Consider the following 15,273-nt stretch of genomic DNA (forward strand, 5'->3'; position numbering starts at 1 on the left):
GATAAATTTAAAATAGAAAGCATAAAAAAGACAGTGTCAATTAATAACACTGTCTTTTTATTTATTAATGCCTCAAGTTATTAATGTGTTCTCATTCCCGCACTGTACATTAATAATTTAAATAAAGAGGCGATAATCGCAAGGCTTAATACACTTAAAGACCAAATAATGATCATCCACCCAATTTGTTGATACCAATGTGCTTTCTTTTGCGCTGGTTTTATTGTTAAAAAATGACTAATGATAGTTTTCATTGGGTTCCACCTTTCCGCGAAATACATAATAACTCCAACTGGTATACGCTAAAATCACTGGAATAATGATAACGGCACCAACTAACATAAATTTCTGACTTAAGACTGGTGAAGCCGCATCCCAAATGGAAATTGTTGGTGGAATAATATGAGGGAAAATACTCACTCCCAACCCAGAAAAGCCAATAAACACTAATAAAAGTGATAATAAAAATGGCAAATAATGACCATAATTATAAGCACTACGCACAATTCCCCAAGTACAAGCTAATACGCATAAAGGCACAGGTAATAAAAAGAATAAATTAGGTAAGCTAAACCAGCGCTGTGCAATATCTTCATGTGCTAATGGTGTCCATAAACTGACTATCGCAATCGCAACAAGTAATGCAATCGCTAAATAAACGGTGATTGAACACATTTTACGGTGTAGTTGATGTTCCGTTTTCATTATTAGCCATGAACTGCCTAAAAGCGCATAAGTAATTAATAAAGCAAAACCACAAAAAAGAGGAAATGGCGCTAACCAATCTAGTGCAGAGCCACTAAAACTACGCCCTGTTACTTCAAAACCGTTAATTACTGCCCCTACTGTAACACCCTGACAAAACGTCGCGAGAAAAGAGCCGCCAATAAAAGCCAAGTCCCAAAACTGACGATGTTTAGGTAATGCATTAACACGAAACTCAAAGGCCACACCACGAAATATAAGACCGATTAACATTAACGTTAATGGAATAGTCAACGCATCAATAATCACAGCATAAGCCAGAGGAAATGCACCATATAACGCAGCACCGCCTAAAACCAACCATGTTTCATTACCGTCCCACACTGGAGCAACACTATTGACCATAATATCTCGTTGTATTTTATCTTTCGTAAACGGCAAAATAATGCCAATACCCAGATCAAATCCATCGGCGATAATATACATCAGCGTGGCAAAAATAATGATGGCAAACCAAATAATCGAAAAATCAATATTCATTATTTTTCACCTTGATTTAAGGAAGTCGGATAAGTTTCAACAGGACCTTTTTTCATTAAGTGCATCATATAAAAATAGCCGATACCAAATACTGAGAAATACACCAAAATAAAAGCCAATAAACTCAAACTCATTTGTAAATCACCATGGGCAGAGACGGCATCTTTAGTTCGTTGCAACCCATACACAACCCATGGTTGACGGCCAATTTCTGTCGTAAACCAACCCGCAAGGATAGCAATCAATCCCGTAGGTCCCATCAATAATGTAAATCGTAAAAAAAGTGGGGAGTTATAGAGTTTCTTTTTCTTGCGTAAAATAACACTTAATAGACCAAGGCAAATCATCAACATACCAAGCCCTGCCATGATCCTAAATGACCAAAATATAATGGTGGAATTTGGTCTATCTTCAGGAGCAAAGGTATTTAACGCAGGTATTTGCTTTTCAAGACTATGAGTAAGAATAAGGCTACCTAAATACGGAATTTCAATCGCATATTTTGTTTTTTCTTCTTCCATATCAGGAATACCAAACAAAATAAGAGGGGTTGCTTCTTTCGATGTATTATCCCAATGCCCTTCAATTGCAGCTATTTTCGCTGGCTGATGTTCAAGTGTATTTAATCCATGCGCATCACCAACAAAAGCTTGTATTGGTGCAATAATCAGCACTAACCATAACGCCATTGATAACATTTTACGTACTGCTGCTGTATCTTTCCCTTTTAATAAAAGCCATGCCGCACACGCAGCAATAAATAAAGCGCTAGCTAAAAATGCCCCAATTGACATATGTAATAGGCGATAAGGAAATGAGGGATTAAAAATAATCTGTAACCAATCGATAGGAACGACGACACCATTTTCAATTTCATAGCCTTGTGGTGTTTGCATCCAGCTATTTGATGACAAAATCCAAAATGTTGAAATAATAGTGCCTAATGCCACCATGCAGGTTGCAAAAAAATGGAGCTTACGCCCTACTTTATTCCAACCAAATAACATAATACCAAGAAATCCCGCCTCTAAGAAAAAAGCGGTAAGGACTTCATAGGTCAACAATGGCCCTGTAATACTGCCTGCAAATTGAGAAAAACCACTCCAGTTTGTCCCAAATTGGTACGCCATGACTAGCCCCGATACCACGCCCATACCAAAATTGACGGCAAAAATTTTCACCCAAAATTGATATAAAGTGAGATAACTCGACTCTTTTGTTTTTAGCCACAAACCTTCTAATAAAGCTAAAAAGCTTGCCAAGCCTATTGTAATGGCAGGGAAAATAATATGAAAAGAGACCGTGAAAGCAAATTGTATTCTTGCTAAGTGAAATGCATCTAATCCAAACATAATGCCCCACCTAGTATAAATCTATTTGTCATAAATTTATTCATTTCTATTTTCCTATTTGTGTTTTTCTCAAATAAATTATTATTAACGCTTTATTATTAATACCAACTACCTTTATTCCATCGCTGAAAAATTAAAGATAAAAGTATTTAATTTATATTTACATATATTATTCATATAATCGCCTTTCTATTTTCTAATAAAAAATAGAAACAACAATAGACGCTGTATATTTAAATATACATCGATAATAAAATTACACCTCATTGATTAATAAGTATATTTCAAAAAATGCAGAGTTGAAGAGTGTATATTCACTAACGTGTTAATATTTTTAACCAGCCTATAACAGTTAGTCAAATAAATTGATTTTATTAGACGATAGATATGCTCTATCGTGCCTTGAAATATAGCGATAAAGCACTATTTAGAATGTTACTTTCGTTGACAACTAAGACACATTGATTTAACTTTTTAAACAACAGAAAATTCGTATGTTTATATAACCTCAAGCTTACTTACTTATTAACTATTAATGTTAATAAGTTTAAATATATTATTTAATTTAGATACCAATATATATTTAATTATATAACCATATTGATTTTCATATTCACCTGCCAATATTTTCATAAATAAATATTATTATTTACGTTTTAGGAATGTATATATGAGTAAAAATAAATTGCCTATTCCTGGAGTGAAACCGTATAACGGACCCGCTGGAGGATGGGGAGCATTAAAAGCAACAGCAATCGCGGTACGCACTCAAATGGATGCGCTTATTGCACCTAAAACATTGCTTAATACCAATCAACCTGATGGCTTTGATTGTCCAGGTTGTGCATGGCCAGATAAAGAGCATCACTCTACTTTTCAATTTTGCGAGAATGGCGCTAAAGCCGTTACTTGGGAAGCGACAAAAAAAAGAGTCACACCAGAATTTTTAGCACAAAACACAGTTACTGAATTACTAAAAAAATCAGATTTTGAACTTGAAGGTTACGGTCGTTTAACTCACCCACTTTCTTACGATCCTATTACTGATACACTTATTCCTGTCTCTTGGGATCACGCCTTTAGTCGTATTGGCGAGCTATTAAGAGACATCCCTTCACCAGATAGTGTGGAATTTTACACATCAGGTAGAGCTTCAAATGAAGCCGCTTATTTATTCCAGCTTTTTGCTAGAGAATATGGTACCAACAATTTTCCAGATTGTTCAAATATGTGCCATGAACCCACCAGCGTAGGGTTACCACAATCAATTGGTATTGGTAAAGGGACTGTTTCTTTAGATGACTTCGACAACACACAATTAATTATTGCCATTGGTCATAATCCCGGCACCAATCACCCTAGAATGATGGGAACATTACATGAAGTTGCTCGTCGAGGTGTACCAATTGTTGTTTTTAATCCATTAAAAGAACGAGCATTAGAGCGATTTACAGATCCTCAAAGCGTAATTGAAATGGCAACCTATAGCTCAACCAATATTGCATCATCTTATTATCAGGTTAAAGCAGGAGGTGATGCAGCCGCGTTAAAAGGCATTATGAAAACCTTATTAACATGGGATAATGAGCGTGGCGATATTCTTGATCATGATTTTATCGCAGAACATACTCAAGGATTTGAAGCCGTTATTGACGATCTTAACCATACCACTTGGCAAGATATTGAAAGTGAAAGTGGGCTATCACAAGCCGAACTTGAAAGTGTTGCACTACTTTATGCAAATTCCCCAGCCACCATTATTACTTATGGTATGGGTATTACCCAACATAATAAAGGAACCGCAAATGTTCGCTTAATTGCCGATTTATTATTAATGAAAGGCAATATCGGTAAAAAAGGAGCAGGAATATGCCCACTACGCGGACACTCTAATGTTCAAGGTAATCGAACTGTAGGGATCACTGAAAAACCCTCTACAGAATTTCTGCAAAAAATAGAACAAACCTTCGGTTTCAAACCACCTTATAAACATGGTCATGATGCTGTTAATGCCATGCAAGCAATGGTTGAAGGTAAAGCAAAAGCATTAATTTGCTTAGGCGGTAATTTTGCTGTGGCATTGCCTGATCCAGAGCTTTCCTTTTCAGCAATGCGAAAACTGGATCTCAGTGTTCATATTGGAACAAAACTAAATCGCTCTCATTTATTAACCGCTAAAAATACCTTTATTTTACCTTGTTTAGGTCGTACTGAATCCGATATACAAGCATTAGGACGCCAATCAATCACCGTTGAAGATTCTATGTCGATGGTACATGCGTCTTCAGGTAAATTAACACCCGCATCTCCTTTGCTAAAATCGGAGCCAGCTATTGTTGCTGAAATGGCTGCCACTACGTTATCTAATAGCAAAACGCCTTGGATGAGATTTACTGAAAGTTATGATCTTATTCGTGACATGATTGAAAAAACGATCCCAGGTTTTGATAACTATAATCAACGCATTCGAGTACCTGGTGGATTTCGTATGCCACTTCCTGCGGTGGATAGAGTATGGGATACGCCAACAGGCAAAGCGATGTTTTCTGTTTTTGACGGAGTTAACGAGAATGAACCTGTCGCTGGAGAAGATATATTACGCCTAGTCACTATACGTAGTCATGACCAATATAATACAACAATTTATGCATTAGATGACCGCTATCGTGGTATTTTCGGTAGACGTGATGTGCTCTTTATGAGCGAGGTTGATTTAATCTCAAGAGGCTTAAAAGAAGGCGATAAAGTGACTATTGAAACCGTAAGTCAAAATAGAAAGCTACAGCTTAATGATATTACTGTTGTTTCATTTAGTATTGCACCGGGTACGGTTGCAGCTTATTACCCTGAAGCTAATATTCTTATTCCGCTGGATTATATTGATAAAGAAAGTGGAACACCTTCATATAAAGCGACACCCGTTAGAATTTATGCCCAAAAAGCACAAGTTGCCTAATATTTTCATTTAACTAAAAAATAAAAAGCTGAGTCTATTTAGGCTCAGCTTCTCTTTATTATCTACAAGCTCATATCAACTAAATAAGCACGCATTTCAGTAAAGCATTTTTCAATCAGTATCGATCGAGGCTCTTCTCGCCGAATAATAATACCAAGAGGAGAATTTATTGTGGCGTCAGCAATAGGCACTACATCCAAATTTGGGCTGAGTTTTTCCATTCCTTTTGAAATAGGCACTATGGATGCGCAAAATCCTGTATCGACAGATTGCATAAGATGAAGTGTCGAACTGCTTTCAACTAACACTTTGGGATGCAGATTATAACGCTGAAATGCCAAATCAACAGATTGCCTAAAATGATTTGATTTATTAAGCAATGCTAAAGGCAGTTTGACTGCTTCCTCCCATGAAATCGTTTTTGCCGATGGCATAAAATAATTACGATGGAATAAAAGCCCTAATTTCGTTTGCTTTAAAGCATAAATTTCATGTTGCTGGGCATTCGCTTTTTCTAAATAACAGATACCAATATCAAGCCGATTACTATTAAGACTGTCGATTATCTCCTCGCTATTTGTCGAAGAGACTTGAAAGCGAATTTCAGGAAATGTCGATGAGATTTTCTGCAACATTTGCATCGGATTTAAATTGGTCAAAGGCACAATACCGATACGTAATTGACCTAACAGTTGTTGTCGAAAATTTGCAGCTTCTGCTTGTAATCCATCATAAGCAGACTCCATAGTTTTCGCCCATTTCAAGATTTTTTCGCCTTCTTGCGTAAATCCTTCAAAGCGAGAACTTCGCTTGATAAGTACTACATCAAGCTCTTTTTCTAAATTACGTAATCGCATTGATAAGGTCGGCTGAGTCACATGGCACATCTCAGCAGCTTGACCAAAATGTTGCGTTTTATCTAAAGCGATTAGATAAAATAATTGTTTGATGTCGATATGCGATAACCTCGTAATAAGCAGGTGAATTGGAGAAAATGCAACTTTTCATATTATGTCGTCAACAATACGCAAAAATTTGCTTATCTACCAACCATTTTCTCAATAAAGTCATAATAGAAAGGAAATAAAAGAGAGGATTAAATAATGTTTCAAAAATAAAGCTCACCCTCATATTTCGATGAAAGTGAGCTTGTTTTAAATACAATATTAACTGACTAACTTAACGGATTAATACTGTTCTTTGATTTGAAAGACTGAAACTTTGTCTGTTAAGTTTTGTGCTTTCTCATCTAAAATCATTGTTGAAGTTGCACCTTGTTCAACTAAAGCCGCATTTTGCTGAACAACAGAATCCATTTGGTTAATGGCTACTGCTATCTGTTCAATACCTACTTTTTGCTCTTCTGATGCAATACTAATGCCCTGCATGATATCGCTCACTTTCGTAATAGAAGAAACGATATCCTGCATATGCTCGCCCGTTTTATTTACCAATTCTCTACCATGAGCGACATCCGCAACAGATTCTCTGATAATTTGGTTAATTTCGCGTGCAGCATCCGCACTTCTTGCCGCTAAATTTCTCACTTCTGTTGCAACAACAGTAAATCCACGACCTTGCTCACCTGCACGCGCCGCTTCAACAGCTGCGTTTAATGCCAGAATATTAGTTTGGCTTGCTATGTTGTTAACCACATCATTGATTTCAGCAACTTTTAATGTTCCTACCTCGATTTTCTTCATCGAGTCAATGGCATCACTCATAATGTTAGAGCCATCAATTGCTAAATCGCGGGTTTCTGCGGTAATAGAGTTTGCTAAAATCGCATTATCAGTATTATTCACTACAGCGATTTTTATCTCTTCCATACTTGCTGCTGTTTGTTGCAGAGCGCTTGCTTGCTCCTCAGTACGAGAAGAGAGATCTTGGTTGCCAGAAGCAATTTCTGCTGAACCTTTTTTGATCTCTAGCGCTTCGTCTTTAACAAGTTGAATCGTCGATGTAAGCGCAGTCTGCATATCCCCAACATTAGAGAATAAGATTCCAAACTCATCATTACGTTTCTTAGGTAGAGTGAAACTTAAATCGCCCTTTCCTACTTTCTGCAAAATAGCCGACAGTGTATTCAAATTAAAGATAAACGTTTTATTTACCCAACGGATGACAACATAAAGGATCACTAAAATGGAGATCAAAGCAATAAACGTTGCATAAATAGAAAGTGTTACCATCCACTGTTGTTCAGCATTAATATCATCATTAACTTTCTGAGTAATAATTAAATACTCATCAAAGAGTTTAGATAAGCGGGTGAAATCTTTTGATAAATCCACATCCTCATATTCTAAGGTGTCCATTGGCGCAATGATTTGATCAAGAAGCTGTAAAAACAGTGCAGATAACGCTTGTGCATTTTTATCGGCTTCAGGGCTTATTTTTTTCTCTTCAGCCCAATTGATTATCGTTATTTTTGATTTTTCCCCTAACGCTTTGGCTTCTGCCACTAATGATGCTTTAGTTCTTTCTTTCTCCGCGGTCATTGTCCCCAGATTCATCAAGAAATTAACGTGTGAGCGTATTGTTGCTAACTCATATCTTGATTCCTGTACGCGACTTAATCTATTGGTTAACGAATCAAGTGATGCATAGTTATTTTGCATTCTATAAATAAAGAACGATGATAGTACTGATGACAGTAAAAATATAAATAAAAGCAATATCGAGCCAACTTTGGCTGATTTTTCAATACTCATGATTATCCACCTCACAATATAAAATGACACAAAGGTACTGATATATCGGCAGTGGATAGATTTTATTTACACATTAATCAGAATTATCGATACAAACACTTATTACAGATCTCAATCAATGATGCCAATCAGTTTTTTATTCTGTTTTCAAACCAGTAATGCAGATCATATACCATAATGAAATAGTATTTCAGTGTTATTAATTGGTTGGCAACTGGGGCTTGATTTTGATTAAAACCCAAAATCAGTAAAAAATTTAAGTTCCTAACAAAACAATAAACATTGTTTAGCAATTAATACTTCTTAAGTATTTTTACGATCCAGTGCGTAAATTTGGTATAAATAGCTTCAGAAAAAGGCACAAATGCAGTATATACACTTAGGATATTATTAACAAAAAATTATCATCTTAAAAAGAATAGAAGAGAGAAGTTAGTACTCAATTTATACATCTACTTTCTGATCGTAAGAGAAATAAGTCATTTTAGAAAATAAACCAATCATCATTGCAACTAATACTTAAAAATAAGCTCCTTTTCTTTGTATAGAACAATCAAATTACTTTCTTTTTAATATCCCCTTCAATAATTATTGCGTTAGATCAATTTTTTACATTTCATTTATTCTAATAAAAAATAGGTTAAACATATTATTTAGAAAAACACATAACCGATTTTCATCATATAACCTAAATTTTAATTTTATTCAGAGAATTCTTACATTCTACACTTTTCATAAATACCCATAATACGCGTAAAATACTTTTACTTACAATAACTAACCCTTTCATACAATTCATCTTATAAAGATTAAAAATGAAATATAAAATAACATATAACTTACCAAACAACATTTTTCACCCAAATAAAACTCATATAATGAGTATCATAATTAGTCTGTAGTTTCATTAAATTACTTAACGTATTGATATGCTTATCACTTACAAAAACTTAAGTATAACCTTACAATAATTACTCCCTTGATAGGCTAAGCCTATTACAAATAGTAATCGCATAGAGTAAACCATTTTTACGCAATAATTTATGTGTAATATAGTTATTCAAACTTAAATGACTAATTTTAATATGTGATAACTTCTATATATTAGACCTCATGTTATTGGAATTAATTTATGAACGATCTAGACACTAAAGTAGGCCTTTTTTTTAAGAAGGCTAGAAAAGAGAAGAAATTATCAGGTCGTGAACTGGCAAAAATAATCTCTGTCAGCCAGCAACAAATATCACGTTATGAAAACGGTAAAAATAGTATGTCACTTAGCTTAATAAATAAGTTACTTATTATTTTTGATAAATCATGGGATGATTTGAATCGTGAAGTAATAAGCACCTACAACGAAAAAGGACCAATCTCACAACCTAAAAAAAAGGATTATGAATTGAGTGCTAATGTTATTAGTCAGCTAAATTAAAAAACAAACATTTAACACGATTATGTAAATATCAGTATAAATAATTAACCATGAAAATAAAATATTTAATTATGTTTTATTTTCATGAGCTATTAGCTTTATGAAACCGGGAGTGTTAACAACAGACAAACTATTATTCTGCATTAATAAATAATAATTATTAGGAAAATAAAAAATGCTTATTAAGCATTTTTATTTGCCAGGGATCGCTTTATTTATTTTTACACTAATAGAGAGTCAATAAATAAATTTATAAATATTAATTTTAATATTTATCGATTTATTAAAACGTAGTTATCTAATATAAAACGAAGGAACTTAGAATGAAAAAATCTATCATTGGTGCATCATTAGCAATGGCATTTGGTCTGATGGCTGGTAATGCAATCGCTGCTGATAATACGGGTACAATTACTTTTAATGGTGAATTAACAGATACAACTTGTAAAGTTGATATCGAAGGTCAAGGCCCAGATGCAACTATTACTCTGCCAACAGTAAGTACTAATGTTTTACAAAATGCAGGTGAAGTAACTGGACGTACTTCGTTCAATATGAATCTGTCTGATTGTAAAGTTGGCACAGCAGGTCATAGCACTGTTTCTGCATTCTTTGAAACAGGTGCAACAGTAGACCAAGCGAGTGGTCGTCTGAAAAATATGGATGTTGCTGCAACGGGAGCAAAAGAGGTTCAATTACAACTGTTAGATGGAGCTAACTTCAACGCAATTAAAGTAGGTAACACATCTCAAGTAAATGATACTACTTATTATACAATTACTAATGATAAAGCCACTCTGCCATACGCTGTTGAATACTACGCTATCGGTAAAACTGAAGCGGGTAAAGTAACAAGTAGCGTTGTTTATACTCTGCAGTATAAATAATCGAAATAAACAGGGAGGGGACTCCTCCTTCCTGTTTGCTTTTTATTAATGGAATAAAGATAAATATGAAAACCCCTAGATTAATTAAAAGCTTTTTCTTGAGTTTATTATTAATTATTCCGACAGGGATAAACGCTGGCGTTATTATTAGTGGTACTCGTGTTATTTATAATGAAAATGAAAAAGAAGTCACAGTAAAAATTAGTAATGAAGGGAAAGTGCCTGTATTAATTCAAAACTGGATTGACACAGGTAATGTTGATGCAAAACCAGAAAATATTCAGGTTCCCTTTGTATTAACCCCACCGGTATTCCGTATTGAGCCAGAAAAATCGCAATCATTAAGAATTAGTTTTACTGGTGCAGCAACATTACCTAAAGATAAAGAATCTATTTATTGGTTAAATGTATTAGAAATACCACCAAATACAAATACAGAAATAGATAATAAATTACAAATTGCTTATCGCTCTAGAATAAAACTATTTTATCGTCCAGACGTACTAAAAGATAAAATAGGTGCAATAAATGCAGCTGAAGGTCTTCAATTTTCAATTGCTGGTAACAAGTTAAAAGCAATTAATAATTCACCTTATTTTGTTTCACTCGTTTCTATCACGATTGCAAATAATGAGAAAAATCCAATTGATGGTGAAGTTGTTCCACCATTAGGCCAACACGAATTTACGCTCCCCAATGGTGTATTGGCAAATTTAGGAAGCAAGGTTGTTTATCGTTATGTGAATGACTGGGGTGCAATGAAAATAGTTGAAACGAAACTCTAGCACTCTCAATACTTCATAAAATATATGGGAATATTCAAATGAGCAGTTATATTTTAAAAACTATTATAATATCTGCTAGTGCTACTTTATTTTTAGTAACACCTTATACTTATGCAGAAAATATAACAGGGATCGAAAATAATAAATGGCTACCTAATGGTACTCCTTCATTATCACCCAATACGTCGCCTTTATTACAAAATAGTACTGACTCATCAACAGAGAATAATAACTCTTCTCATACAAATAGCTCACTCTCATTTAACCCTATTTTTATGAATACTTCTCAAGGTGATATTGATATCAGTCGCTTTGATAAAGAAAATACCTTCTTGCCTGGTACATGGAATGTTGAGATTTATGTCAATAGCCAATTTATGGCAAGAACGCCAGTCACTTTTAAAGATATGAAAAATGGTCAAGTATCACCTTGTTTAACTAAAGATATTATCGACTTAATTGGCTTTAAAAGTGACAAAATCCCCCCCTTATTAAAAAGCGCACTAGAATTACATGAGTGTATTGCACTAACCGATTTTGTCCCCTCGACGGAAGTAAACTATGACCATTCAGTTCAACGTTTAACGATTAATACACCACAGGCTCTTGTTGGTTATAAACCTCGTGGTTATGTAAATCCTTCACTCTGGGATCGAGGCATAAATGCATTATTAGTGAGCTATAACGCAAACTATTTTATGTCTCGTAGCAATGGAACGAATTACAAATCTGCTTTCGTTGGTGTTAATGGCAATCTTAATTTAGGTACATGGAGTTTCCATCATACTGGCAACTATTCATGGAATGAACAGAACGGCCACGACTACACATCAACTTATAATTATCTACAACGCATTATCACGACAATAAAAGGTGTGGTTCAAGTTGGTGATGTCCTTACGACAGGGCAACTTTTTGATTCTCAACCATTAAGAGGGATCCAGCTCTTTAGTGATGAGAAAATGTTACCTGACTCTCAACGTGGCTTTGCGCCGACGATCCGTGGGGTCGCAAAATCCAATGCGCGAGTTATTATTCGCCAAGATGGGCAAGTGATCCATGAGATTGCCGTTCCACCAGGCCCATTTGAAATTGATGACCTTTACCCATCAGGATATGGTGGTAACTTGGATGTCACCATCCAAGAATCTGACGGTTCACAGCAGAATTTTAGAGTCTATTATGCTTCTGTTGTACAGTTACTGCGCCCTGGGCAACATAACTATACCGTGGCAGCTGGTCATTTAAATTCATCAGCAGTGGATTATGATCCAACCTTATATCAAGCTACCTATCGTCGTGGATTAACTAACTTGATAACGGGTTACGCTGGTATACAGAGTACTGGTGCAGATTATTATGCACTTCAAGCGGGTTTAGCATTAAGTACGCCATTAGGGGCATTTTCTGCTGACATCACCCAAGCACGCTTACACTTAAATACAACGTCATCAAAAGTGAATAGCGGGCAAAGTTATCAAATCAGTTACAGTAAATTCATTCAAGATACTAATAGTAACCTGACAATTGCCGCTTATAAATTTAATACCGAAAAATTCTATGACTATAGCTCTGCCGTTCAAGCAATAAATGAAGAACGACACGGTCGAAGTATCAACAATATTTGGCGTCCTAAAAGTCGCTTTAACGTCACGATTGATCAAGGTTTACCTGAAGGTTGGGGAACATTCTATGTTAGTGGATTTACACAAAACTACTGGAATAACGATACCACTGACTTGCAATATCAAATGGGTTATAACAATCGCTGGAAGCGCCTCTCCTATGGCTTAAACGTCGGTCAAGCACGTAATTCGGATGGTAAAAAAGAGACATCTTTTGAATTGAACTTTATTTTACCACTCTACGATTTAAGTGTTGATCATATGCCAACCTTAACCGCAGCTCTAACTCGTAATGGCCGAGGTGACGTAGGTGAGCGTATCGGGATCTCAGGATCTGCGGGTGAAAATAACCGTTATAACTATGGCATAACTGCAATGAATACTAACCATGGAATTGGCTCTAGTATGACCTTAAACGGTAGTGCAAAAACTAACTATACCAACTTAACGGCAAACTATGGCTTAGGTGAGCATTATCAAAATGGTTCGATTGGTGCTAGCGGTTCATTAATTGGCTGGTCTGGTGGTGTAGTTGCAACTCCTTATCAAGGTAATACTTTTGCTGTGGTTGAAGCCGATGGTGCTAAAGGTGCTAAAGTTAGTGGCTATCCGGGCATTGAAATCGATGGCTTTGGCCATGCTGCTGTACCTTATTTAACCCCATATCAAATGAATGACATCACGATTAACCCGAAAGGAATGTCAAATAATATCGAGCTACAAAATACACAAGTGCGTATTGCACCATTCGAAGGAGCAATTACTAAAGTTGCCTTTGAAACTGACAAAGGTATGCCATTGTTGATTACTATTCAAAGAAATAATGGACCAATTCCATTTGGTAGTGTCGCTTACGATGAACAGAACAGTGAAGTGGGTAGCATTGGTCAGGGAGGACTTCTCTACGCCCGCGTTAAAAATCCATCAGGTCGTTTAACCATTAAGTGGGGACCGGGTGAAATCCAGCAATGTACCATTAACTATAGTGCACCAGCACAAGATAAAGATAATCAAAGTAGTTTTGTTCAACTTACTAGTGTCTGTGGAGAATAAAGTATGAAGCCTATTATTAAAAACTCACTAGCTTTAATGCTTCTACTTTTTCCTGTTGCGGAGGTCATGGCACAACAAACAGTCAAGTGTTATGTTAGTGGTCCTCCAGATAATCAGACTATGTCCATTGGTGGCGCAATTCATGTTGGTGCTGATATGCCAGTAGGCTCTGTTGTTTACCAAGGTAAAATCGATATTGCTAGTTATACATACAACTATACCTGTGCATTTAATGTGCCTTCAACAGGATTAGGAAAATATTACTTTTTAGAAAGGCAAGAGGTAAAATTATTAAGTATGAGAGGAACACCTGCTGTTGGCGCAGGTATTCCTCCTAATGTCTATAAAACCAATAACCCAGGTCTTGGTATTGTATTTTATACAAATAGAAATAGAAATAATTCACTAACACCTAATATTGCTAAACTCTCTTGGGAAGGAAATCGTGAACTTATTGAAAAAAATAGAGAAAGTATGGAATATTGGGCGCACCCAATATTAAATTATTCTTTAATTAAATTAGGTCCTATTCAGCCAGGTATATTTGATTTAAGCAATATTGCAAGAATGCAACTTGATGTGAACTATCCCGAAAAAGATAAGGTTCTAGCAGAAGGATTCCCTTTTATAGCCGCATATATGAATATTACAGGTTCAGTTAGTGTTACCGCTTCAAGTTGTAAAACACAAGACTACACCGTGGAATTAGGCAAACATGAAATATCTACCTTACCTGCAAAAGGTAGTTCAACCAAATGGATAAATTCTGATATTAATTTATACAATTGTCCTGCGTTTCGAGGTTACTATTCTGGTGGCAAAGGAGATGTATTAACCACAGAGAGAGGACAAACATTCCCTGATCGTGATCCTAATGAGATTAGAGTGACCATCAAGCCTGTAAATCCAGCTATTCCTGAATATCCTGGTACTTTTAAAATTAATGATGTACCCGGAGCGGCTAAAGGTGTCGGTATCCAACTTGCATTTGGTGATGCCGGCGAAGATTTTGTTAAATTTAATACACCAACCGCCTTTGCTCAGCCAGTTACAGAAAAAGCAGGCACTGTAAGCATTCCATTGCGTGCGCGGTATCTTCGTGTCGATGACAGAATATCCGCAGGTATCGCCAATGGTGCTGCAACCTTTATGATTGAATATTATTAATCCCTTGCTCTGTTTGCCAGAATAGAATAAAACTCACTCTGATACGTTAATTCAGAG

At 35.6% G+C, this 15,273-nt stretch carries 11 protein-coding genes; 6 read left to right on the top strand and 5 right to left on the bottom strand.

Annotated features, from left to right (window positions below):
• Window positions 1–80: 80 nt before the first annotated feature.
• Genes BTA34_RS13690 through BTA34_RS13700 form a run of 3 tightly spaced genes read right to left on the bottom strand, consistent with a single transcriptional unit; the run spans window position 81 to window position 2,597 of the window.
• The gene (locus BTA34_RS13690) at window positions 81–254 is read right to left on the bottom strand and encodes a DUF2474 domain-containing protein (protein WP_151436035.1); all 174 of its coding nucleotides are present in this window, start codon (window positions 252–254) and stop codon (window positions 81–83) included.
• The gene (cydB, locus tag BTA34_RS13695) at window positions 238–1,245 is read right to left on the bottom strand and encodes a cytochrome d ubiquinol oxidase subunit II (RefSeq protein ID WP_151436036.1); all 1,008 of its coding nucleotides are present in this window, start codon (window positions 1,243–1,245) and stop codon (window positions 238–240) included. The genes BTA34_RS13690 and cydB overlap by 17 nt, the downstream gene beginning before the upstream one ends.
• On the bottom strand, window positions 1,245–2,597 hold the full coding sequence (locus tag BTA34_RS13700) for a cytochrome ubiquinol oxidase subunit I (RefSeq protein WP_151436037.1): 1,353 nt from the start codon (window positions 2,595–2,597) through the stop codon (window positions 1,245–1,247). The genes cydB and BTA34_RS13700 overlap by 1 nt, the downstream gene beginning before the upstream one ends.
• Window positions 2,598–3,267: 670 nt before the next feature.
• On the opposite strand from BTA34_RS13700, the gene BTA34_RS13705 reads away from it, so the two are divergent.
• Window positions 3,268–5,553 (top strand): FdhF/YdeP family oxidoreductase, encoded by a 2,286-nt coding sequence (locus tag BTA34_RS13705; RefSeq protein WP_151436038.1) that lies wholly within the window; start codon window positions 3,268–3,270, stop codon window positions 5,551–5,553.
• A gap of 62 nt (window positions 5,554–5,615) precedes the next feature.
• Here BTA34_RS13705 and BTA34_RS13710 read toward each other — a convergent pair whose 3' ends face one another.
• Window positions 5,616–6,509: a LysR family transcriptional regulator gene (locus BTA34_RS13710; protein WP_265576342.1), complete on the bottom strand. Its 894-nt coding sequence runs from the start codon at window positions 6,507–6,509 to the stop codon at window positions 5,616–5,618.
• 231 nt (window positions 6,510–6,740) lie between these two features.
• Window positions 6,741–8,267 carry a methyl-accepting chemotaxis protein gene (locus tag BTA34_RS13715; RefSeq protein ID WP_151436040.1) on the bottom strand — a complete coding sequence of 509 codons (1,527 nt, stop codon included), beginning with the start codon at window positions 8,265–8,267 and terminating at the stop codon, window positions 6,741–6,743.
• A 1,132-nt stretch (window positions 8,268–9,399) separates the two neighbouring features.
• On the opposite strand from BTA34_RS13715, the gene BTA34_RS13720 reads away from it, so the two are divergent.
• From BTA34_RS13720 to BTA34_RS13740, 5 genes are all read left to right on the top strand, one after another.
• Complete coding sequence (locus BTA34_RS13720; RefSeq protein ID WP_151436041.1) at window positions 9,400–9,699, top strand: helix-turn-helix domain-containing protein; 300 nt, start codon at window positions 9,400–9,402, stop codon at window positions 9,697–9,699.
• Window positions 9,700–10,022: 323 nt separating this feature from the next.
• Complete coding sequence (locus BTA34_RS13725; RefSeq protein WP_151436042.1) at window positions 10,023–10,586, top strand: fimbrial protein; 564 nt, start codon at window positions 10,023–10,025, stop codon at window positions 10,584–10,586.
• A gap of 65 nt (window positions 10,587–10,651) precedes the next feature.
• Window positions 10,652–11,371 carry a molecular chaperone gene (locus BTA34_RS13730; protein WP_151436043.1) on the top strand — a complete coding sequence of 240 codons (720 nt, stop codon included), beginning with the start codon at window positions 10,652–10,654 and terminating at the stop codon, window positions 11,369–11,371.
• Between the two features lie 38 nt (window positions 11,372–11,409).
• On the top strand, window positions 11,410–14,049 hold the full coding sequence (locus BTA34_RS13735; protein ID WP_151436044.1) for a fimbria/pilus outer membrane usher protein: 2,640 nt from the start codon (window positions 11,410–11,412) through the stop codon (window positions 14,047–14,049).
• Window positions 14,050–14,052: 3 nt separating this feature from the next.
• The gene (locus tag BTA34_RS13740; RefSeq protein ID WP_151436045.1) at window positions 14,053–15,216 is read left to right on the top strand and encodes a fimbrial protein; all 1,164 of its coding nucleotides are present in this window, start codon (window positions 14,053–14,055) and stop codon (window positions 15,214–15,216) included.
• Window positions 15,217–15,273: the final 57 nt, after the last annotated feature.

This window comes from Proteus sp. CD3, assembly GCF_008808075.1.
In the GTDB taxonomy this organism is placed as follows: Bacteria; Pseudomonadota; Gammaproteobacteria; order Enterobacterales; family Enterobacteriaceae; genus Proteus; species Proteus appendicitidis.

Bases quoted from the DNA above. Each gene is read 5' to 3' on its own strand.
- BTA34_RS13690 (WP_151436035.1), bottom strand. From the start codon at position 254: ATGAAAACTATCATTAGTCATTTTTTAACAATAAAACCAGCGCAAAAG.
- cydB (WP_151436036.1), bottom strand. From the start codon at position 1,245: ATGAATATTGATTTTTCGATTATTTGGTTTGCCATCATTATTTTTGCC.
- BTA34_RS13700 (WP_151436037.1), bottom strand. From the start codon at position 2,597: ATGTTTGGATTAGATGCATTTCACTTAGCAAGAATACAATTTGCTTTC.
- BTA34_RS13705 (WP_151436038.1), top strand. From the start codon at position 3,268: ATGAGTAAAAATAAATTGCCTATTCCTGGAGTGAAACCGTATAACGGA.
- BTA34_RS13715 (WP_151436040.1), bottom strand. From the start codon at position 8,267: ATGAGTATTGAAAAATCAGCCAAAGTTGGCTCGATATTGCTTTTATTT.
- BTA34_RS13720 (WP_151436041.1), top strand. From the start codon at position 9,400: ATGAACGATCTAGACACTAAAGTAGGCCTTTTTTTTAAGAAGGCTAGA.
- BTA34_RS13725 (WP_151436042.1), top strand. From the start codon at position 10,023: ATGAAAAAATCTATCATTGGTGCATCATTAGCAATGGCATTTGGTCTG.
- BTA34_RS13730 (WP_151436043.1), top strand. From the start codon at position 10,652: ATGAAAACCCCTAGATTAATTAAAAGCTTTTTCTTGAGTTTATTATTA.
- BTA34_RS13735 (WP_151436044.1), top strand. From the start codon at position 11,410: ATGAGCAGTTATATTTTAAAAACTATTATAATATCTGCTAGTGCTACT.
- BTA34_RS13740 (WP_151436045.1), top strand. From the start codon at position 14,053: ATGAAGCCTATTATTAAAAACTCACTAGCTTTAATGCTTCTACTTTTT.